Genomic DNA, 20,643 nt, shown 5'->3' with positions numbered 1-20,643 from the left:
CTTAGCCTCACTTATAGTGTGTCCGCTATTTGAAAAAAAGGAGCATAACAATTATAACCATATCTCTAATCATACAGCTGAAAAAAGCTTCGAAAAGGGCACCCTTTCAAAGCTATTTACACCTCTAGAACATTGTTTCCTACACCACTTACTTCATGACAGCTACGACAACGCGGTTCATATGTTTCTGACGCTCCAACTAAAACAATTGGATCATCATAAGAAGCAGGTTTGCCATTAATTAGCCGTTGAGTACGACTTGCTGGTGCACCGCACTTCAGACATATCGCTTGTAGCTTCGTTACCTCTTCAGCAATTGCTAATAAAGGTTGAATCGGGCCAAAAGGTTCCCCACGGAAATCACGATCAAGACCAGCACAGATCACTCGCTTTCCTTTATCAGCTAATTTCTCCACGACTTGAACTATCATCTCATCAAAAAATTGAACCTCATCAATCGCCACAACGTCGGTATTTTCTTCAACTTGATCCAAAATATCAGATGCGCACTCTACTGGTGTAGCACATACTTTTGTTCCGTTATGAGAGACGACCTCTTCCTCGCTATAACGATTATCTATCATCGGCTTAAACACCTGAACAAGTTGCTTTCCATAACTAACCCGTCGGACGCGACGAATAAGCTCTTCCGATTTCCCTGAAAACATACTACCACAAATGATTTCAATTGAGCCTAACTTATCCCCATACATGCCTTACACCTCATCTATATCCTATGTAAGAAAAAATATGCCGTGCAGAAATTGGCATATATTTTAAGACAACGCTTTTCTTAAATAACTAGAGCCTTTAGCCAAGTTAACACTATGAAAAAACAGGCAAAGAAATGCTTTGCCTGTTTTATAATGCGGTTTATTTCAAGTTGTATTTCTTCTTGAAACGGTCTACACGTCCGCCTAAGTCGTTTAGCTTCTGCTTACCAGTATAGAATGGATGTGAATCCGCACTTACTTCCACTTTAAGAAGTGGGTATGTGTTACCGTCTTCCCATTCAATTGTTTCAGAAGAGCCCTTTGTAGAACCACTTAGAAACTTAAAGCCCGTGCTTGTATCCATAAATACAACCTTTTGATAATCAGGATGAATACCTTGTTTCATTACTTTCAACTCCTTTTGCCCTGAATCTCTTCGAAACAGAGTTATCTCAATCACACATGACGAAATTATATCAAGTCAAGGGCGAAAAAGCAACTCCATTTTCATCCATATTGTTACCTTTTCCGTTTAGAGTTCATTTCCTCTTCCATAGAGGCAAAAAAGTCAACATTCGTTTTTGTTTCCTTGACACGTTTTATAAAATGATCAATAAAGTCAGGTGAGTCGCTCATCGTCTTACGAATAGCCCAAAGCTTATCTAACTGGCTTTTTGGCATAAGCATTTCTTCCTTACGAGTACCAGAGCGGCGAATATCAATGGCTGGAAAGATTCGACGTTCCGCCAGCTTACGATCAAGATGAAGCTCCATATTTCCAGTTCCTTTAAATTCCTCATAAATAACGTCATCCATACGTGAACCTGTTTCAACAAGAGCTGTCGCCAAAATCGTTAAGCTCCCACCCTCTTCAATATTTCGAGCTGCACCGAAGAATCGCTTCGGACGGTGGAAGGCAGCAGGGTCAATACCACCGGATAACGTACGTCCACTTGGTGGAATGACTAAGTTATAAGCACGTGCTAATCGCGTAATACTATCCATTAAAATAACAACATCTTTGCGGTGCTCGACTAAACGCATCGCACGCTCAAGAACAAGTTCCGCCACCTTAATATGGTTTTCTGGTACTTCGTCAAACGTCGAGCTTACTACCTCCGCCTTAACAGAACGTTCGATATCGGTTACTTCTTCTGGTCGTTCATCAATTAATAATACAATTAACTCCACATCAGGATGGTTTTCCGCAATACTATTGGCGACTTCCTTCATCAACGACGTCTTACCTGCTTTGGGTGGTGCCACAATGAGACCACGCTGACCAAACCCTACAGGTGAAATCATATCAATTATTCTTGAAGATACACGACCAGGTGCCGTTTCTAATTCAATCTTTTGTTCCGGATATAAAGGCGTAAGTGCTGGAAAGTGAGGTCTTTCTCTTGAAGTTTCTGGGGCGTCGCCATTCACCGCTTCAACATGTAGTAAGCCATGATAACGCTCATTCTCTTTTGGCGGCCTTACTTTACCTGATACCTTATCTCCGTTTCGTAAATCAAAACGGCGAATTTGTGATGCTGAAATATAAATATCCTCAGAGCTCGGCATATAATTTATCGGACGTAAAAAGCCAAACCCTTCAGACTGGATTATTTCCAGCACTCCTTCCATAAACATTAGACCATCTTGTTCTGCTTGTCCTTTTAAAATGGCAAATACAAGCTCTTTTTTTGTTAACTTGCTATAATAGGATACTTTATATTCTCTAGCAAGTTCATAAAGCTCTTTAAGCTTCATATTTTCTAATTCTGAAATATGCACACCCATTCTAACACACCACGTTTCTCATAATTAATAGCTCCATTGGAAAAATAGTCCAATGGTTCGATACACATTTATCCATCCCTTCATTTAATGACAACATATCCACTTATACTAAGGAAATCTCTTTTTATTTTTGTAATAAGGTAATAATTGGAGTTATTGCGGAGAAAATAAAGAAGGCTTCACTGGTATCTACTTATAAAAACATTTTAACCATAATTACTATAAATATTCAAGAAGGGCTTTTCAATATTAGCCCTTCTTTGAATAATCTTTTTTAGTTTTTCACCTGTTCTAATTCTTCTTCTGTCATCGTTTCTCGCCAAACTTTGGCACCTAAACCAATTAATTTCTCTTCTAAAAATGCATAGCCTCGATCAATGTGTTCAACACCCGAAATTTCCGTTATGCCTTCTGCTAATAAACCAGCGACGACAAGAGCGGCTCCTGCTCGCAAATCTGATGCCCTTACCTTTGCTCCTTGAAGCTTTGTAGCTCCATTAATAATCGCTGAACGTCCTTCTACCTTTACACTCGCTCCCATACGCCTTAGCTCATCAATATGCTTAAAACGAGCATTATATATAGTATCGGTCACGATGCTAGTTCCTTCAGCTTGTGTCAGCAATGTTGAAAAAGGTTGCTGGAGATCGGTCGGAAAACCTGGATATACTAGAGTTTTAACGTCTACACCCTTTTTCGGTTTATGGTTATGTATCAATAACTGGTCGTCATTCACATCAATCGATACACCCATCTCACGTAATTTTGCAATGAGTGATTCGACATGATATGGAATAATGTTATCAATGATCACTCGTTGACCCATTGCCGCAGCCAATATCATATACGTTCCAGCTTCAATTCTATCAGGAATAATCGAATGTCGACAGCCTTTTAATGAATCGACACCATCTATTCGAATGACATTCGTACCTGCACCCTTAATCTTAGCCCCATGCTTGTAAGCAGAGTCGCAACGTCGATAATTTCCGGCTCCTTTGCCGCGTTTTCGATAATCGTCTGTCCTTTCGCTCGAACAGCGGCTAACATAATATTAATGGTTGCTCCAACGCTAACGACATCTAAATAAATCGTTGCTCCGCGAAGCTCATCTGCACGTAAATAAATCGCACCTTGCTCATTCGTCACCGAGGCCCCTAATGCTTCAAAGCCTTTTATATGTTGATCAATTGGCCTTGGACCTAAGTTACATCCACCTGGCAAGCCAATAACAGCTTTTTTAAATTTCCCGAGCATAGCCCCCATTAAGTAATAAGATGCTCTTAATTTTTTCACGCGCCCATTAGGAAGAGGCATAGCAATCATATTTTCAGGATTAATTTTAATTTCATCAGACGTTAATTCAACTTCTCCACCAATTTCTCGAAGGAGCTCTGCGAGAAGTTGTACGTCTGATATTTCAGGTAGATTATCAATCGTTACTTCTGTATCAGCTAAAATAGCAGCTGGAATTAACGCAACAGCACTATTTTTTGCCCCACTTATTTGCACTGTCCCCTCTAATGGATACCCGCCTTCAATCAATAATTTATCCATAACCGCATCCCTTCCATTGGTGCTTGTATTTCTATCTTCCATTATAACCATTTCAACAAAAAAGTAACGAGTCATTTTTGTCGAAGTTTAAACAAGTTTATTCATAACTTCTATGAATGGACAAAAAGCAGTTCGATTGAACTGCTTTTTGTCTATACATAGCTTGAGTGTTACGCTTTATTTGAAGAACCAAATTCACGCATTTTTCCTTTAACTGTATCCTTGATCGCATCACGAGCAGGCCCTAAATACTTACGTGGATCGTACATATCAGGGTTTGCATCAAGCGTTTCACGAACAGCTTTAGCAGACGAAATTTGGTTTTCTGTATTTACATTAATTTTCGCATGTCCAAATTTAATCGCTTTTTGAACATCTCCAACAGGAATACCTGTACCACCGTGAAGAACAAGTGGAATACCTACTAAGTCATCAATTTCCTTCATGCGGTCAAAACCTAGGTTAGGCTCCCCTTTATATGGACCGTGAACTGACCCAAGAGCTGGTGCGAAACAATCTACTCCTGTTTCTTCAACAAGTTGTTTACACTCTGAAGGAATCGCATAAGCTGCCTCTGCATCATCAACGACTAAGTCATCCTCTTGTCCACCGATACGTCCAAGCTCAGCCTCAACAGACACACCTAACGTATGTGCAACAGCTACTACTTGTTTCGTAATCGCAATGTTTTCTTCTAGTGGATGATGTGAACCATCAATCATAACAGAAGTGAATCCAGCATGAATCGCTTCAACACATTTTTCAAAGCTTGAACCATGATCAAGATGGATCGCAACAGGTACAGTTGTACCGTACTCTTCCATTAGAGATTCAACTAACTTCACAATTGTTTTGAATCCACCCATGTAACGAGCTGCACCTTCAGATACACCTAAAATAACTGGTGATTTCTCTTCTTCAGCTGCTTGTAAAATAGCTTGTGTGAACTCAAGGTTATTGATATTAAATTGACCCACTGCATAGCTTTCCGCCTTTGCTTTGTTAAGCATTTCCTTCATTGAAACTAAAGGCATGTTTCTTTTCCTCCTTAAATTGAGCCAAAAATGAAAGATCGTAACCACTGAATAAAACGGGACCTTTTTATTTTTAATATAGAAAGGACGTCGTTCAATTATACACATCTCTATATGTAAGAGTTGCGACCTTCAAAATGCTCTCTATAGTTGAACGTGTCCATTATAGCATACTCTCTAAAGAAAACACGTATTTTAGCAGGAGATTCGTCAAATTTTTTAAAAATTAATTTATCTAACTAACTCTTCTTTCTTTAATGTTTTGCGTATCACGTCTCGAATATCATCAATATCAAACGGCTTTGCAAAGTGAGTAACAGCACCTAAACTCATCGCTTCATTAATCAAATTTAATTCTCCATAAGCTGTCATCATAATAACCTGAATCGTTTCATCGTGCTCTTTAATTCTCCTTAAAATTTCAAGCCCGTCCATTCCTGGGATTTTCATATCAAGTAGAACTAGATCAGGTCGATCCTTTTTAACGAGATTTAACGCTTGAGGTCCATTAGCTGCATCAAACATTTCATATCCATCTTTTTGTAATATTTCACTAAGGAGCACCCGTATTCCGTACTGGTCGTCAACAACAAGTATTTTGTTCATATTTCCTTCCTCCTTCATTTTTTCCACCGGCAAATGTCTTTATTTTTAACCCCTCCACATATTCGCCAAGGAATAGCTAACTCCTTCCAAAAGGGTAGCATTTTTAACAAATTCATTCCGACATTTTTTTGCAACTTTTGCTTTTCAAATAAAATAATTTATCGAATAATCAGAAATGTTCATGACTTACGTCGCATATTTTCTCTAGATAGTAACAGCCATTGCATCTATATCCTAATAGGCTATATTCTAATTAAAACGTATGCTAGGATAATATAAGTACATTTTCAAGTTCAGGATATAAGGGGTACACTTAGTATAGAAATATAACAACGTCCTTTAAAGGATACTCGGTTCACAACAATCTTGCAACTTAAGTCATATTTGATTAACGGAAGGAGTTTTTAGCATGATGACAATTTTTACGACACAATTACTAGGGCGTTTAAAGACAATCGCTCAAGAAGATGAACTACTTGAAGATGCTGCTCGTCTGCTTTGCCAGTCTTTAATTGGTGAAGGAAATCTTTTCATAGATGCTTACGGTGAAATGGGGGTCTTAGCAGAAGCACTCTATGGTCAAGATCGTCTAGAACGGGTGAATCCTCTAAGCTTAGATGGTTCGTTTGCAGAAATCGACCATGTTGACCGTGCCCTTCTCGTTGCAAGAACATCACATCATCCGAAACTAATGGAAGCAGCGACATTTTTGCATACACGGCATGTTCCATTTGTTGTCATCGTCGCAAAGCACGAAGCAAATGACCTCGACACCCTTGCAGACTTTATTATTGATTTGAATTGCCTTGAAGGATTAGTACCTGACGAAACCGGTAAGCGTGTGGGTCATCCAACATCGATTGCTGCTCTTTACTGCTTTATTTCGTTACAACTAATGATAAAGGAAATGCTTGAAGATTATCAGTAATTATAAATTAATACCATTTATTGCTTTATTGTCAGTAGGCTAGGCTAGACAATTTGCACATTTGTTAAAATAGTACCATAATACTTTGAATAAAATATGTAACGAAAGTAATGGTACCGCAAAATGATGAAACGAGGTTGGTCTTTTACAGCAGTATAGCTAAACCATTAAAACGGGAAAAAAAATTGCCCTCAAGGCACGAAAACCTTGAGGACATTCTTTTATTCATCTATTATTGATCAGTTTTTAATGATGCACCAACAAATTCTCTAAATAAAGGCTGCGGTCTAGTTGGTCTTGATTTGAATTCAGGATGAAACTGTGACGCAATAAAGAATGGATGATCTTGTAACTCAATAATTTCTACTAAACGGCCATCAGGACTTGTCCCAGAAAAGATAAATCCTGCTTCCTCCATTTGCTCACGATATTCGTTATTAAATTCATAACGATGACGGTGGCGTTCGTAAACAACCGGCTCCTTGTAAGTCAGATCAGCAAGTGAGCCTTTGACTAGTTTACATGGGTATAAGCCAAGACGTAATGTCCCCCCCATATCCTCTACATCCTTTTGCTCAGGAAGCAAATCAATAATTGGATATGGCGTTTCTGGGTTTAGCTCAGCAGAATGAGCACCTTCTAGATTTAGGACGTTTCGTGCATATTCAATCGATGCAAGCTGCATCCCTAAACAAATTCCTAAGAAAGGAATCTTTTGTTCACGTGCATATTGAATTGCAACAATCTTTCCTTCTACTCCACGATCACCAAATCCACCTGGAACTAATATCCCATCAGCATCTGCTAACTGTTCTGCCACATTTTCCGCCGTTACTTCTTCAGCATGAACCCATTTAATTTCCATATCAGCGTCAAAATGATAACCAGCATGACGCAATGCTTCAGCTACAGAAAGGTAAGCATCTTGTAAGGCAACATACTTTCCGACAAGAGCAATTTTAACTTTTTTCGATAAGTTTTGAACTTTATTAACTAGTTCTTTCCACTCTGTCATATCAGCTGGACCACAAGACAAATTAAAATGACGACAGACAATATCATCTAAATGCTGTGCTTGAAGCTCTAACGGGACTTTATAAAGTGAATCTTCATCTCGTGCTTCAATAACAGAATCTTTGTGAATATCACAAAATAAGGCGATTTTTTCCTTCATTTCTTGTGGAACAGGATTTTCCGTACGAACAACGATAATATTCGGCTGAATACCTAAGCTGCGAAGCTCTTTCACACTATGTTGCGTCGGCTTCGATTTCATTTCTCCTGCGGCTGCCAGATAAGGTATTAACGTACAATGAATATACATGACATTTTCAAAGCCAACATCGCTTTTTATTTGTCGAATCGCTTCTAGAAACGGCAAGCTTTCAATATCTCCAACCGTCCCGCCAATTTCCGTAATGACAACATCAGCATGTGTTTCACGCCCAGCACGGAAAACACGCTCTTTAATTTCATTTGTCACATGCGGAATAACTTGAACGGTACCACCAAGATAGTCACCTCGGCGCTCTTTCTTAATAACCGTTGAATAGATTTTCCCAGTTGTGACGTTGCTGTTTTTGCTTAAGTTAATATCGATAAAACGTTCATAGTGACCTAAATCTAGGTCTGTTTCTGCTCCATCGTCAGTTACGAATACTTCACCATGCTGATAAGGACTCATCGTTCCAGGATCAACATTAATGTAAGGATCGAATTTTTGAATAGTTACTTTAAGACCACGATTTTTTAACAAACGTCCTAACGAAGCTGCTGTAATACCCTTCCCTAATGACGACACCACACCGCCTGTGACAAAAATGTATTTAGTTGCCATGTTTTCGTCTCCCTTACCTTTTTACTTTCTTTTTCTTGACCTTTGGAGGCTTGTCTATCACTAATACTCCACTGATTAAACTTATAAAAAAACAAAAGTGAGCGATCCCTCTTTACGTAGGGGGCACACTTTTGTCTTATTTTCACATTTCGGTTCCTTAAGCCCAAAAATGATTCTACCGAGAATACATCAAGAAGTCAAGCAGAGATTCCTTAGCCCAAATCTTCCTCCTCATCAAAATTATCTGGACTTTCAACCTCTTCATCAATCTCTTCTACCTCATCGGAAAATTCATCCGCCTCTTCATCGCCATCCGCATCATCTTCTAAGGCAATTTCGTCTAATTCATCTTCAAGATCTTCATATTCATCTTCTTCATAATCATCGAAATCGTCATCTAATCTGCTGCTTTTGCTTTCTTTTTCTTAACAGGTGTTGTAATTTCTTCTTCAGCTTGTTCTAATGCATACCAGCTTTTAAGACCCCATGTATTATCACCTAATGAATGAAAGCGTCCATCGATGTTTAAATCGGTATATAAGTTAGAAATACGCTCTTCTACTTGTTCTTTCGTCATTTTTTTAGCGGCAGCTACTTCATCCATTAAATCATAGAAATTATAAGGCTTGCGATCCTTTTTCATGATTTCAAAGGCAACCTCTACCATCGAAAGCTCATTCATTTCCTCATTTGACATCTCTAAACCCATCCTGACACGTCCTTTCCAATCAATCTATCGCACATCTTTCTCATTATAAACATAATTATACGCTTTATTCCATAGCTTTTGCATTTTTGAAGCTTGAAAGTAGGTTTTCTAATTGAAGTTGAGTATATTGTTCAATATTATATAGCTTTTGAATCGACCAACGTCGAAACGTCCACATCTGGCCTGAAACAACAATATTATGAGCAAAGAGCTTAATTTGCTTCTCACTTATTGATGCCAGCTTGTCTTTCACACAATGGTGAATGACTTCTTCAATCATTGCTACCATTTGTACTTCCTTCTCTAATACGTATTTCAGAGCATCTTTTGATAATGATTTTGTTTCTTGGTACATAACAAGTACTTCATCTTGCATTTCATGAATGACCTGAAAGTAGGAAGAAATGGCATTTTTCAATCGTTCGAGGCCGCTTCCTTCATTCTTCATTAACACTTGCAATCTCCCATGTACTTCATCATAGATAGAATCACATACTAAGAAGAGAACATCTTCTTTTGTTCGAATATATTCATACAGAGTTCCAATACTAAACCCAGATTCTCTAGCAATTTCACGAGTGGTTGTGCGATGAAACCCTTTTTCCGTAAACAAATGAACGGCCGCCTTGACCATTTGCTCCCTACGCTTACGAATCAATTCAGGATCCTTTACAAGCGATTTCACTGCCTTTTTCAAAATCAACCTACCTCCCTTATTTGCTTATATCATACTAAATTTCATTTCGTAGAGCTATATTTGTGTCTTATTATTTTGCAGTAGCCATTTTAGCTTCTATTATTTCATACCTTGCAATTTTCGCCAACATGATTTTTAACAAATTGGGTATCCTAATGAGAAGATTGACTCTCAAACCATAGCAATTGGAAAGTAGGTGGGCTTCAATGAATGGTTGGTTAATCGCATTAGTCATAATCATTGCAGTACTCATTTGGATGAGGATTGATTTTCTCTTAGGGTTACAACAACAGCGAAAGGAAGCAGCACGTCACACACAAAAAACGCGCTATGGTGATGTTATGCTGCTTACAGATGGTGAAGAATGCTTTAACAAAATGCTTCAAGATATAAATAGTGCAAATGACCATATACACATGCTTTTCTATATATTTCGCGATGATTATATCGGGAAGAAAGTACTATCTGCCTAGAATTAAAAGCAAAGCAAGGTGTGACTGTTCGATTACTCGTTGATCGGTTCGGTTGTAATCTCTCGAGGCGTGTAAAAAAGAAATACAAAAAAGCAGGGATTTCCTTTGCTTATTCACATCCGCCTTCCTTTCCGTACTTATTTTTCACGATTAATCGGCGAAATCACCGGAAACTCACAATTATTGATGGAAAAGTAGGGTATATCGGCGGGTTTAATGTAGGCGATGAATATTTAGGAAGAGATCCTGATTTTGGCTATTGGCGTGATTTCCACTTACGCATTGACGGTGATGGTGTACAAGATTTACAAGAACAATTTCTAGAGGATTGGCAAACCGCAAAACAAAGATATGTCCAAAAGCCGTCCCATTACCCGCCATTACCTAAAGGAGAAACGGCCTTACGAATTTTACCGACAGATGGCTGTTACTTGGAAGATACGTTTATCGATCTCATCAAGCAAGCAACTTCGTCGATTATTATTGGTACCCCGTATTATATTCCTGGAAAGAAGCTTCAACAGGAATTATTACATGCGGCTAAACGCGGTATTGATATTCGCCTTCTTCTCCCAAAAAAGAGCGATCATCCGCTTGTTCGTGAAGCTGCCTATCCTTACTTTGAGCCTTTGCTAAAAGAAGGAGTTAGCATTTATCAATATTATCGAGGCTTTTTTCATGCGAAATGTATCATCATTGATGAGCAAATGTGTGACATCGGTACTGCTAATTTTGACAAACGTAGCTTTTATATTAATCATGAAATAAATTGTCTCATCTATGATGAAGCGTTTGTAAAAAAAGCAGCTCAAACACTCGAATCGGATATAAGCCGTTCTGAAAAGTTAACATACGAGGTATATAAGAAACGCCCACTCATGCAAAGAAGCAAAGAAAAAATCGCTACGCTCGTATCAGGACTTCTTTAAAGAGCTTTTTGCACTGTGTGAGGCCGTTACTAGCGGGCCGAGCCAGTGCTATAAAGCTTCCAATCATTTAGAATGTTCTATTTCTACTCATGGACTTTAATATCATCGCTATTTACTTTTGCAACGTTTCTGCTCAAATATGTGTCTATTTGTTTTTTAGTGCAGATTCCCCATGTCCTCCTTCAATTATGCAGCTATCTGATCTTCTTTCTATAAAATCGCTTGACTCCATTACAAAAATAGGCTGGGTCAAACCCTCCTCAGAAATGAAAAAGCCGGTGAAATTTAGTTACCACACCAAATCGAATCAGAAAACAGTTGATGAATTGCATCGTACGAGAAGCTTCCAGAAGAGAAAACGAGTGCCATCTATCGAAAACGTACGATCGGTGTGGAAACAGTTTTTGGATTCTTGAAGGCTAATTTTCGTTTCACTCGCGATTTTCTGTACGAGGAAAATCTAAAGTAAAAATAGGCCTCGCGTTAATGGAGACGTCTAAAAATCTATTCTGGAGACCATGTTAATTTACGTTTTCTTTTATTTAATAATCTTAACGATCATCAGACCATTTCTCTTTGTTTTACAGTTATTATGGCATTGTAACAGAGTAAAGTGGTGATCAAACGTACGACGGATCTTTTTATTGACCCTCACACAGTGTCATACTTTAACATTTTATTAGACCCATGTAGAAAGAGGTGATGATGTGCGTATTAGTGAACTTTCCGTAAAGACCGGGGTAAGTATCCGCTCCCTTCGTTATTATGAAGAAAAAGGGTTGATCACTCCACAACGTCTTACAAATGGATATCGACAATACAATGGGTCAGATGTAGAACGAGTGAATAACATACAGCTATTTCTAGATCTTGGCCTCAGTACAGATGAAATTCATCCTATTTTGGACTGTACTACAGAAATATCAACTTCTTCTAAATGTGCTTCTGAAGCTATCTCATTATATGAAGGGAAACTGAGGGACACACGAACACAGATTAAACAGTTAAGAGAGGTTGAAATTAAGTTGGAAAAAATCATTGCTTTTTGGAGGGAAAAAACGGTAGGGAAATAGTTTGAAGTTCATTGAATAATAAATATTAGTTTAATAAGGAGTGTATAACTTGAAAAATGACAAGGTACTTTCACATAATCATTCTATAGAAGCTTTGTTTCAACCATTCTCGATTGGGAACCTCTTTCTTCCTAATCGTACTGTCATGGCTCCGATGACACGGGGATTTTCCCCTGGCGGCGTCCCGAATGACAACGTCGCTGCATATTATCGACGACGAGCAGAAAACGGTGTTGGCCTGATTATTACGGAAGGAACCGGTATTAATCATCCTTCGAGTGTTGATGATCCAGAAGTTCCAATTTTATACGGGAAGAAGGCACTGGCAGGTTGGGGGAAAGTTGTTAATGAAGTGCACAAAGCCGGAGGCAAAATTATTCCTCAACTGTGGCATGTTGGAATGATCCGAGAAGTTGGTGCACAACCCAATAAGGATTCGCTGCCAGTAGGACCTTCTGGCCTTAGTGTAACTGGAGAAAAAGTGACAGAACCCCTCACGGAAGAGGAAATTCACCTACTCATTCAAGCATACGCTGATGCCGCATATAATGCGAAGAGAATTGGTTTTGACGGTATCGAAATTCATGGTGCACATGAGTACCTAATTGACCAATTTTTCTGGAAGCGTACCAATAAACGAACCGACCGATACGGAGGCACTTTAAAAGAACGTACTCGTTTTGCAGCGGAAGTTGTAAAAGAATGTCGGAAAGTGGTAGGAGAGGATTTCCCTATATTTTTTCGTTTTTCACAATGGAAAATGAGTGATTATCAAGCTAAGTTAGCAGAAAATCCAAATGAACTTGCTGAATTTTTAGAGCCTTTGCAAGAAGCCGGTGTTGATGTATTCCATTGCTCTACTCGCCGTTTTTGGGAAGCAGAATTTGCAGGCTCCGATTTGAATTTAGCTGGCTGGACAAAATATTTAACTGGCAAGCCTTCAATTACTGTTGGATCAGTTGGCTTAGATAGTGTTTTTACTAGTTTTGACAGCTCAAATCCAACTAGCATCCAACGGTTGCTTGATCGACTAGAGAAAGATGAATTTGATTTAGTAGCGATAGGACGCCCGCTGATTTCAGATCCAGCATGGGTGGCTAAAATTTATAAAGGAGATTATGAAGAAATTATTCCGTTTAGCAAAGAATCATTAAGCACTTTATATTAGAAAAACCTTCGTGATCAGCTAAGCACACACAAACTAGGTTTGCTCAAACTTCATTTTACAAGTTAAAAGAAGGCTGTCCAATATCATTAAATATTTACTTTTGAGGGACAGCTTTTTCTTTGTTATTTCTTATAAAAAGGTAGTATTACTCCCCCTCTGAATTTCAACACAAAATAGAGAAATGTTATGTTGAGTACGCTAAATTAACCTTTTTCACTATTTGAAGTTAGTTATGTCTCAGCCTCTTACCAATATGTCGTTTTATCCACTGATGAATGATTGTATTGCATTCATTAGGTGTCCTTGTTGGTACTTGATGGGCTACTTTACTGACTAACACGACTTCAATTTCTTTAATCTCTTGTAGAAAATGAATCATATAAGGTGCTGAAAACAAATCGCGTTTTCCGTAAATGACAAGAATCGGCATCGTTAATTGCTTTAAACGTTCGGTTGCAGCATAACGTTTTCCCGCCTCATACATTTCTTTAAGTGAATGAGGATCAGCTCGTTTAATCCAACGGGCCATTTCATCTTGTTCTCTTTTTGAACGAAAATGGTTTTTCGTTAATACATAAGCAAAAAGCGACATCCATTCTTTTTTTGCGGCCCAAATCCCAACTTGAAATTCCCTATCTAAAAAGAATGTTGAAACCTCAGGGAAGCCACTCAATAAAATGAGACCGTCTGTTTTATGAGAATAAGTTAAAGCAAATTCGATCGCAACAGAGCAGCCATTTGAATATCCACATATAATAGCAGACTGAATTGTTAATTTTGTTAATACCGCTTCAATCGTTTCCGCTAAATATGCAACCTCGACCTCATTTTCAGAAACATGATGGCTGCTTTTCCCACTATTAAATAAATCAATATATATTAATTGATAATGCTCTGATAAAGGTTGTTGCGATCGAAACGTTAAGTGACCCATAACAGGCGGATGGACAAACACTAAAGGCTGCCCGCTTCCGTGCACTTCGTAGTAAATTCTTGAGTTGTTATGTTTAACAAAAGGCATGATTTATCTCCTTATTGAAACCAATTTGTTGCTACAAATTGAAATAACTGATATCCTGCGTAAATGCCAATGATACCAAGCACACCAGCTAATGCTGGAGGTGCGGGAATTGGAAGCTTAATCCATGCAAATAAAAATCCTACGCCTAATCCAGCTATAAACGCTAAAATAATTTCGTTCATTCTCAACCCTTCTTTCTTATTAGTACTTTGTGTAGGAAAGCTATTTTTCATGTAAGAAAAACACTGGAAGCAAAAAAGACCATTTACCGTTTTAACGTAAATGATCTTTCTTATTTATAACATCTTACATTTGCTCAGGTGCTGAGACGCGATAAGAGCTAATGCATTTTTTATCGTGATTTGTGTTGCCTTCATGAGAGCTAGTCGAGCTTCACTCGCTTCTTTTTGTTCCGGATCTATTACACGCTCGGCATTATAGAAGCTATGAAGTGTTGAGGCAAGCTCATGCACATAGTTTGTAATACGATGCGGACTTTGCTTTCCAGCTGCCTCAGCTATTGCAACTGGAAAATCTCCAATGGCTTTTAATAATTCATACGCCTTCTCGGATGACAAGCTTGAAAGATCCGTCGTTTCATCGAATGTGAAACCTTGTTCTTCACCTTGGCGAAGCATGCTGCATACACGAGCATGAGCATATTGGACGTAATACACAGGATTTTCATTCGATGTTGAAACAGCAAGATCCATATCAAAGTCTAAATGCGTATCAGCACTACGCATCGCAAAGAAATAACGCGTTGCATCGATTCCGACCTCTTCCATTAAATCGCGTAACGTAACAGCCTTCCCTGTTCGTTTACTCATCTTCACCTTTTCGCCGCCTTGATAAAGACTAACCATCTGGATAATTTCAACATCCATTTGTGCAGCATCATACCCCAACGCTTGAATAGCTGCCTTCATTCGTGGAATATAACCATGATGATCAGCTCCCCAAATGTTAATCAATTTATCAAAGCCACGACGCATCTTATCTTGGTGGTAGGCGATATCAGGTGTTAAATACGTATATGTTCCATCCTTTTTAATTAAAACACGATCTTTGTCGTCGCCATATGCTGTTGAACGGAACCACGTTGCTCCATCCTCTTCATATGTCTCCCCTTTTGACTTGAGGTACTCCAACGTTTCTTCTACTTTACCTGATTCATATAAAGATACTTCAGAAAACCATTGGTCGAATTCAACGCGATATTCCTTCAAGTCACTTTTAATTTTGTCTAATTCTTTCTTCAAGCCGTATTCGCGGAAGAACGCTCTTCTTTCCTCCTCTGCTTGATGGACAAAACGATCACCATATTCCTCTGCTAACGCCTTCCCAAATTCAATGATATCTTTGCCGTGGTATCCGTCTTCTGGCATTTCCTTTTCTAGACCGATCGCTTGGAAATAACGTGCCTCAAGGGAAAGTGCTAAATTTTGAATTTGATTTCCCGCATCATTGATATAATATTCCCGTTCAACTTCAAACCCCGCTTTATCAAGAATATGACAAAGTGCATCACCCACTGCTGCTCCACGAGCATGTCCAAGGTGAAGTGTCCCTGTTGGATTTGCTGATACAAACTCAACTTGAACTTTCTTATTTGAACCAATGTTTGTTTGACCATATGCCTCGTTCATTTTTAAAACAGTCGGAACAATGGCACGTAAATAGGCATTATCCATATAGAAATTAATAAAACCCGGGCCGGCAATATCAATTTTTTTAATTGAGGCCTTTTCTTTATCCAGATGCTCTACTATTTGCTCTGCAATAACTCGCGGTGCTTTTTTCGCCACTCTCGCAAGCTGCATTGCCATATTTGTCGCATAATCACCATGTGATTTATCTTTAGGCGACTCCAAAATACATTCTGGAATCGTCTGTTCATCTGCTAGCTGAGCAGCTATCACCGCTTTTTTATCTCATCTTTTAATTGCTGCTTCACTTGCTCTACACTGTTCATCTCTCATCCTCCTCAAGCGTTAAACGAACGTAATGTCTTCCCGTTTCTTGACCTTGTAATAAAAAACGATACAAAATTTCAATGCGTCCACGATTCTTTCCTTGTGGCCATTGAACAAATACCTTTTCCGTTATCGCTTCTGTTTGCCAAGATGCTTCTTGTGTGACATACCGCCCTATTGTTTTCTCTCCGGCAATAAAAGCTTGTCTCATTAATACGACACCTTGTCTAATTAACATGAGCTCATGTCCATCCCACTTCATTGTCGTCTGAACCTTTTCAAGACCTGGTATCGCCTCTTCAAAACGTAAATAATCTTGATTTCCTTTATGAAAGAGCTCTCCCCTTGTCGTAAAATCATTCGTATCCGTATGATCATCCTGCTCTACCTTCGTTTGAAAATGCATTTTAACAAATCGTTTAAGCGCCCTTTTCATGTGTCTCGCCACACCTTTCTATCCTTCATAGTTTAGCGAGTTTCACGCTCAGTTGCAAGACGTGCAACGATCTTAACCATTAAATATTGTTTAAGCTGACGTCGTCTCATTTTTGAGAGAATGATGCGTATCACACAAAAGCTAATGGAAGATCCTAACAAACAACCCATATACAAACGGCAAATACTCCCCATACGAAATAGTGCTAAATCCATTTTCCTTGTCTCCCTTTAAAAAAAGGTGCCTCCATGAGGTCTAAAGTTCTGACCTCATAGGGCACCTTCTACTATCGTCCAATTAATTGCCCGACAAAACGCGGTAGTGCAAAGGCTGCAGAATGGAGCTCCTTTGTGTAATACTTCGTCTCAATTTCGTGGAAACGATTTGCTTCAACCTTTAATGGATCATACTTTTTCGATCCGATTGTAAAGGTCCAAAGGCCGCTCGGGTACGTCGGGATATTGGCTGTGTACAAATTTGTAATTGGGAAAATTTCTGAAACATCACGATATACCTTTGTTATCAAGTCACCATGAAACCACGGGTTGTCCGTTTGTGCAACAAAGATACCATCTTCCTTTAATGCTTTTGCGATCCCCTCATAAAATCCTTTTTCAAACAGTTTAACAGCTGGACCAACTGGTTCTGTTGAATCAACCATAATAACATCATACTCATTTTCTGCTTTAGCGATGTGCATAAAGCCATCATCAATTTGTACGTCTACGCGCGGGTCATCTAAACCCCCTGCAATTGTCGGTAAATACCTTTTTGAATACTCAACAACCTTACCATCAATTTCTACTAGGACCGCCTTTTCGACAGAAGGGTGCTTTAATACTTCACGAATCACTCCTCCATCTCCACCACCAACAACTAGTACACGCTTTGGATTTGGATGAGTAAATAACGGTACGTGAGCAACCATTTCGTGATAAACAAATTCATCTTTCTCTGTCGTCATCACCATACCATCAAGCACGAGCATAGTACCGAATTCCTCTGTTTCAATCATGTCTAACTGTTGAAATTCCGTCTTCTCCGTATGAAGCGTTTGTTTCACCTTTGCTGTAATGCCAAATCGTTCTGTTTGCTTTTCTGTATACCATAATTCCATTAACTTTCACCTCTTTATTGACGATCTCTTCTATTTTGCGATTCGATTCATCATTCTTATTCTAATAGCAACAAAAGAAAGTATATAGCAACAAAAGGAAATCGGCAATGTTGTTTTTACGGTCTATCCCATCTGCTATACGGAAAATTTCATGTTTAAGCTTTCATGTTTTTACCAATGCTAGATAACGTACTAAAAATTATATTTCCTTTCCATAAATGGGGTGACCAAAATGGAAGTCATCGTAAAGCGACAAAGGCGTAGGCAAAGACGTCTCATCCGGCTTTTTTTCCGATTACTATTAATTGGTTTAGTGATGCTTACTGCTGCTGCAGTTGGCTTACTTTCCTATACGAAAATGCAAGGACCTCCTCCATTAACCGTTGCACAAACGACGGTTTATTTCGGGACTGATCAATCAATTATAGGTGAACGTCATCAAGGTGAAAATCGTCTTTGGCTTGAACTATCTTCCATTGACGAGGATGTGATTAACGCTACGATAGCTGTCGAGGACCGAAAGTTTTATCAGCATTTTGGCTTTGATCCGATTCGGATTGGCGGGGCACTTCTCGCTAATTTACGTTCTGGGTCAGCCGCACAAGGTGCAAGTACGATTACACAGCAGTACGCACGAAACCTTTATTTAAATCATGATAAAACATGGAAGCGAAAGTGGCATGAATTAATGTACTCACTAAGGCTCGAAATGAATTACGATAAAGATCAAATTATTGAGGGATATTTAAACACCGTCTATTACGGTCATGGTGCATATGGTATTGAAGCAGCAGCCTATCACTACTTTGGGAAATCCGCTCAAGACCTTTCATTAGCTGAAGCAAGTATGCTTGCAGGTATACCAAAAGGGCCAAGCTACTATTCTCCGTTGTTTGATTTTGATCGTGCGAAAAAACGGCAAAGTGTCGTTCTCCAATCGATGGTTACAACAGGGATGCTAACACAAGTAGAAGCTGATGAAGCTTATGCAGAGGAGCTAACATTTGCTCACGATGAACTTGAAGCAACGACAACGATCGGACCTTATTTTCAAGATGCTATTGAACGTGAGTTAATTGAGGAAATTGGGCTCGAGCCAACTTTATTTGAAATCGGTGGCCTTCGCATTTATACAACGCTCGACCCAGACTTACAAAAGGAAGCTGAGCGATTGATTCAGGAGGAAATGCCAGCAGGTGACCTGCAAGTTGCTCTAGTTGCGATTGATCCTCATCTTGGCGATGTGAAAGCTCTAGTAGGAGGCAAAAATTATTACGACAGTCCATTCAACCGTGCGACTGATTTAGAAAGACATGGTGGTTCTACCTTAAAGCCGTTTTTATACTATGCAGCTTTGGAGAATGGATACACCCCTGCCTCAACATTACTAAGCGAAGAAACAACATTTACTTTAGATGAAGGAAGAGAAGTATGGAAACCTAGTAATTTTAACGATAATTACGCTAATGATTTCATTACTTTGTTACAGGCAATGGCTTACTCCGATAATATATATGCGATTAAAACCCATCTTCTCCTTGGAATGGATAAGCTCATCGACGTAGCTAATCGAACGGGTATCGAGAGCCCTTTATCCGAACGCGCCTCACTCGCACTTGGAGCAGCTGAAGTGAATCCAATGGAGCTTGCTGCAGCATACAGTGCTTTTGCCAATGGAGGGCAACGCGTCTCGCCACGTCTTGTACGTAAAGTGGTCGATTCAGAAGGTCAAGTATTATATGAGTCAGAGCCTGAACTTGAACAAACACTTGACCCACGCTTAGCTTATATTACTACTGATTTAATGAAAGGCATGTTTGACCTTATTTAAATGGCTATACATCCGTTACGGGTGGGTCCATTGCACATTTGTTGTCGCGAGAGGTTGCCGGAAAATCCGGATCAACTCCTACTGATAGTTGGATGATCGGCTTTACTCCACAGCTATCAACAAGCGTATGGGTCGGCTATGACCGCGACCATTTACTGAGCACAGCCGATGGACAAATTGCTAAACGAATTTGGGCACAGTTTACAGAAAACGCATTATCTGATCAAGAACCAGCCTCCTTTACTGTACCAGACGGTGTCGTCTCTGTTGAAATGGACCCATTTACCGGTATGCTTGCAACCGAGGACTGTCCAACACACCGAGTAACGTATTTTCTAGAAGGAACTGAGCCAACCGAACCTTGTCCTTCACCGTTGGAGGAAGAGACCTCTTCACACGAAGAACAAGATCATGAGCGAGAAAACTTAATTGATCGCTTTTTCCGCTGGTTCGGAAATTAAAATTCTGAGACTTTATAACGAAAACCCCCGAGCAAATTCAGCTTTTCACATTTGAAGCTGAATTTGCTCGGTTTTTCCGTTTGATTTTAACTCTATGATCATCAGATTATAATCTTCTTAGAATAGATGGTTTGCTCAAGCTTATGGTAGATGGGAGATTTCTGGACAAGCGTGTAAAGCCAAATGAGGGGAGCTATACGTTTTTGGTGCAGCTTTGACCTCGATCTCTTCTCAAAGCTGCAGCTATTCCCCTTTTGATGCAGCTTTTACCCCGATTTCTTCCCAAACC

The 20,643-nt window shown here is 39.2% G+C and carries 20 protein-coding genes and 2 pseudogenes; 7 read left to right on the top strand and 15 right to left on the bottom strand.

Annotated features, from left to right (window positions below; all coding sequences use genetic code 11):
- Window positions 1-116 precede the first annotated feature (116 nt).
- The 6 genes and pseudogenes from JCM19034_RS18275 to JCM19034_RS18250 form a co-directional block, all read right to left on the bottom strand.
- The gene (locus JCM19034_RS18275; RefSeq protein ID WP_062052026.1) at window positions 117-713 is read right to left on the bottom strand and encodes a thymidine kinase; all 597 of its coding nucleotides are present in this window, start codon (window positions 711-713) and stop codon (window positions 117-119) included.
- Between the two features lie 160 nt (window positions 714-873).
- Window positions 874-1,119: a type B 50S ribosomal protein L31 gene (locus JCM19034_RS18270; protein ID WP_062052024.1), complete on the bottom strand. Its 246-nt coding sequence runs from the start codon at window positions 1,117-1,119 to the stop codon at window positions 874-876.
- A 113-nt stretch (window positions 1,120-1,232) separates the two neighbouring features.
- Window positions 1,233-2,501: a transcription termination factor Rho gene (rho, locus tag JCM19034_RS18265; protein WP_062052022.1), complete on the bottom strand. Its 1,269-nt coding sequence runs from the start codon at window positions 2,499-2,501 to the stop codon at window positions 1,233-1,235.
- Window positions 2,502-2,775: 274 nt separating this feature from the next.
- Window positions 2,776-4,058: pseudogene (locus JCM19034_RS18260) on the bottom strand (UDP-N-acetylglucosamine 1-carboxyvinyltransferase).
- Window positions 4,059-4,228: 170 nt separating this feature from the next.
- Window positions 4,229-5,092 (bottom strand): class II fructose-1,6-bisphosphate aldolase, encoded by an 864-nt coding sequence (fba, locus tag JCM19034_RS18255; RefSeq protein WP_062052021.1) that lies wholly within the window; start codon window positions 5,090-5,092, stop codon window positions 4,229-4,231.
- 231 nt (window positions 5,093-5,323) lie between these two features.
- Window positions 5,324-5,698, bottom strand: a complete 375-nt coding sequence (locus JCM19034_RS18250; protein ID WP_062052019.1) for a response regulator — start codon at window positions 5,696-5,698, stop codon at window positions 5,324-5,326.
- A gap of 409 nt (window positions 5,699-6,107) precedes the next feature.
- On the opposite strand from JCM19034_RS18250, the gene JCM19034_RS18245 reads away from it, so the two are divergent.
- Entirely contained in the window at window positions 6,108-6,626 is a 519-nt protein-coding gene (locus tag JCM19034_RS18245; protein WP_062052017.1) for a DUF2529 family protein, read from the top strand.
- Window positions 6,627-6,858: 232 nt separating this feature from the next.
- On the opposite strand, the gene JCM19034_RS18240 is transcribed toward JCM19034_RS18245, so the two are convergent.
- From JCM19034_RS18240 to JCM19034_RS18230, 3 genes are all read right to left on the bottom strand, one after another.
- Window positions 6,859-8,463, bottom strand: a complete 1,605-nt coding sequence (locus tag JCM19034_RS18240; RefSeq protein WP_062052015.1) for a CTP synthase — start codon at window positions 8,461-8,463, stop codon at window positions 6,859-6,861.
- 397 nt (window positions 8,464-8,860) lie between these two features.
- Window positions 8,861-9,172, bottom strand: coding sequence for a DNA-directed RNA polymerase subunit delta (rpoE, locus tag JCM19034_RS23585; RefSeq protein ID WP_231687033.1), 312 nt, complete (start codon window positions 9,170-9,172; stop codon window positions 8,861-8,863).
- A 64-nt stretch (window positions 9,173-9,236) separates the two neighbouring features.
- Window positions 9,237-9,872 (bottom strand): TetR/AcrR family transcriptional regulator, encoded by a 636-nt coding sequence (locus JCM19034_RS18230; protein WP_062052070.1) that lies wholly within the window; start codon window positions 9,870-9,872, stop codon window positions 9,237-9,239.
- Window positions 9,873-10,075: 203 nt separating this feature from the next.
- Between JCM19034_RS18230 and JCM19034_RS23580 the strand changes: the two genes are divergently transcribed.
- The 4 genes from JCM19034_RS23580 (at window position 10,076) to JCM19034_RS18215 (ending at window position 13,512) form a co-directional block, all read left to right on the top strand.
- Window positions 10,076-10,342, top strand: coding sequence for a hypothetical protein (locus tag JCM19034_RS23580; RefSeq protein WP_231687032.1), 267 nt, complete (start codon window positions 10,076-10,078; stop codon window positions 10,340-10,342).
- A gap of 20 nt (window positions 10,343-10,362) precedes the next feature.
- The gene (gene cls / locus JCM19034_RS18225; RefSeq protein WP_231687031.1) at window positions 10,363-11,271 is read left to right on the top strand and encodes a cardiolipin synthase; all 909 of its coding nucleotides are present in this window, start codon (window positions 10,363-10,365) and stop codon (window positions 11,269-11,271) included.
- Between the two features lie 707 nt (window positions 11,272-11,978).
- The gene (locus JCM19034_RS18220) at window positions 11,979-12,344 is read left to right on the top strand and encodes a MerR family transcriptional regulator (RefSeq protein ID WP_062052014.1); all 366 of its coding nucleotides are present in this window, start codon (window positions 11,979-11,981) and stop codon (window positions 12,342-12,344) included.
- A gap of 49 nt (window positions 12,345-12,393) precedes the next feature.
- Window positions 12,394-13,512 (top strand): NADH:flavin oxidoreductase, encoded by a 1,119-nt coding sequence (locus JCM19034_RS18215; RefSeq protein WP_062052012.1) that lies wholly within the window; start codon window positions 12,394-12,396, stop codon window positions 13,510-13,512.
- A 226-nt stretch (window positions 13,513-13,738) separates the two neighbouring features.
- Here JCM19034_RS18215 and JCM19034_RS18210 read toward each other — a convergent pair whose 3' ends face one another.
- From JCM19034_RS18210 to speE, 6 genes and pseudogenes are all read right to left on the bottom strand, one after another.
- Window positions 13,739-14,533, bottom strand: a complete 795-nt coding sequence (locus JCM19034_RS18210; protein WP_062052010.1) for an alpha/beta fold hydrolase — start codon at window positions 14,531-14,533, stop codon at window positions 13,739-13,741.
- A gap of 11 nt (window positions 14,534-14,544) precedes the next feature.
- Window positions 14,545-14,715 carry a XapX domain-containing protein gene (locus JCM19034_RS18205; RefSeq protein ID WP_062052008.1) on the bottom strand — a complete coding sequence of 57 codons (171 nt, stop codon included), beginning with the start codon at window positions 14,713-14,715 and terminating at the stop codon, window positions 14,545-14,547.
- A gap of 124 nt (window positions 14,716-14,839) precedes the next feature.
- A pseudogene (gene argS, locus JCM19034_RS18200) lies at window positions 14,840-16,508 on the bottom strand (arginine--tRNA ligase).
- Window positions 16,505-16,945 (bottom strand): DUF1934 domain-containing protein, encoded by a 441-nt coding sequence (locus tag JCM19034_RS18195; protein ID WP_062052006.1) that lies wholly within the window; start codon window positions 16,943-16,945, stop codon window positions 16,505-16,507. The pseudogene argS and the gene JCM19034_RS18195 overlap by 4 nt, the downstream one beginning before the upstream one ends.
- A 32-nt stretch (window positions 16,946-16,977) precedes the next feature.
- Window positions 16,978-17,160 carry a hypothetical protein gene (locus tag JCM19034_RS18190; protein ID WP_062052004.1) on the bottom strand — a complete coding sequence of 61 codons (183 nt, stop codon included), beginning with the start codon at window positions 17,158-17,160 and terminating at the stop codon, window positions 16,978-16,980.
- A 71-nt stretch (window positions 17,161-17,231) separates the two neighbouring features.
- Window positions 17,232-18,062: a spermidine synthase gene (gene speE / locus JCM19034_RS18185; protein WP_062052002.1), complete on the bottom strand. Its 831-nt coding sequence runs from the start codon at window positions 18,060-18,062 to the stop codon at window positions 17,232-17,234.
- Between the two features lie 232 nt (window positions 18,063-18,294).
- Between speE and JCM19034_RS18180 the strand changes: the two genes are divergently transcribed.
- Entirely contained in the window at window positions 18,295-19,893 is a 1,599-nt protein-coding gene (locus JCM19034_RS18180; RefSeq protein ID WP_370622208.1) for a transglycosylase domain-containing protein, read from the top strand.
- Between the two features lie 38 nt (window positions 19,894-19,931).
- Window positions 19,932-20,354 carry a hypothetical protein gene (locus JCM19034_RS25340; protein WP_370622206.1) on the top strand — a complete coding sequence of 141 codons (423 nt, stop codon included), beginning with the start codon at window positions 19,932-19,934 and terminating at the stop codon, window positions 20,352-20,354.
- Window positions 20,355-20,643: the final 289 nt, after the last annotated feature.

This window comes from Bacillus sp. JCM 19034 (genome assembly GCF_001310635.1).
Classification (GTDB): Bacteria; Bacillota; Bacilli; order Bacillales; family Bacillaceae_D; genus Halalkalibacter.
Note: the sequence above shows the minus strand (reverse complement) of the source record. Positions and strands in the feature narration are given on the sequence as shown.

Bases quoted from the DNA above. Each gene is read 5' to 3' on its own strand.
- JCM19034_RS18275 (WP_062052026.1), bottom strand. From the start codon at position 713: ATGTATGGGGATAAGTTAGGCTCAATTGAAATCATTTGTGGTAGTATG.
- JCM19034_RS18270 (WP_062052024.1), bottom strand. From the start codon at position 1,119: ATGAAACAAGGTATTCATCCTGATTATCAAAAGGTTGTATTTATGGAT.
- rho (WP_062052022.1), bottom strand. From the start codon at position 2,501: ATGGGTGTGCATATTTCAGAATTAGAAAATATGAAGCTTAAAGAGCTT.
- fba (WP_062052021.1), bottom strand. From the start codon at position 5,092: ATGCCTTTAGTTTCAATGAAGGAAATGCTTAACAAAGCAAAGGCGGAA.
- JCM19034_RS18250 (WP_062052019.1), bottom strand. From the start codon at position 5,698: ATGAACAAAATACTTGTTGTTGACGACCAGTACGGAATACGGGTGCTC.
- JCM19034_RS18245 (WP_062052017.1), top strand. From the start codon at position 6,108: ATGATGACAATTTTTACGACACAATTACTAGGGCGTTTAAAGACAATC.
- JCM19034_RS18240 (WP_062052015.1), bottom strand. From the start codon at position 8,463: ATGGCAACTAAATACATTTTTGTCACAGGCGGTGTGGTGTCGTCATTA.
- rpoE (WP_231687033.1), bottom strand. From the start codon at position 9,172: ATGGGTTTAGAGATGTCAAATGAGGAAATGAATGAGCTTTCGATGGTA.
- JCM19034_RS23580 (WP_231687032.1), top strand. From the start codon at position 10,076: ATGAATGGTTGGTTAATCGCATTAGTCATAATCATTGCAGTACTCATT.
- JCM19034_RS18210 (WP_062052010.1), bottom strand. From the start codon at position 14,533: ATGCCTTTTGTTAAACATAACAACTCAAGAATTTACTACGAAGTGCAC.
- JCM19034_RS18205 (WP_062052008.1), bottom strand. From the start codon at position 14,715: ATGAACGAAATTATTTTAGCGTTTATAGCTGGATTAGGCGTAGGATTT.
- JCM19034_RS18195 (WP_062052006.1), bottom strand. From the start codon at position 16,945: ATGAAAAGGGCGCTTAAACGATTTGTTAAAATGCATTTTCAAACGAAG.
- JCM19034_RS18190 (WP_062052004.1), bottom strand. From the start codon at position 17,160: ATGGATTTAGCACTATTTCGTATGGGGAGTATTTGCCGTTTGTATATG.
- speE (WP_062052002.1), bottom strand. From the start codon at position 18,062: ATGGAATTATGGTATACAGAAAAGCAAACAGAACGATTTGGCATTACA.
- JCM19034_RS18180 (WP_370622208.1), top strand. From the start codon at position 18,295: ATGGAAGTCATCGTAAAGCGACAAAGGCGTAGGCAAAGACGTCTCATC.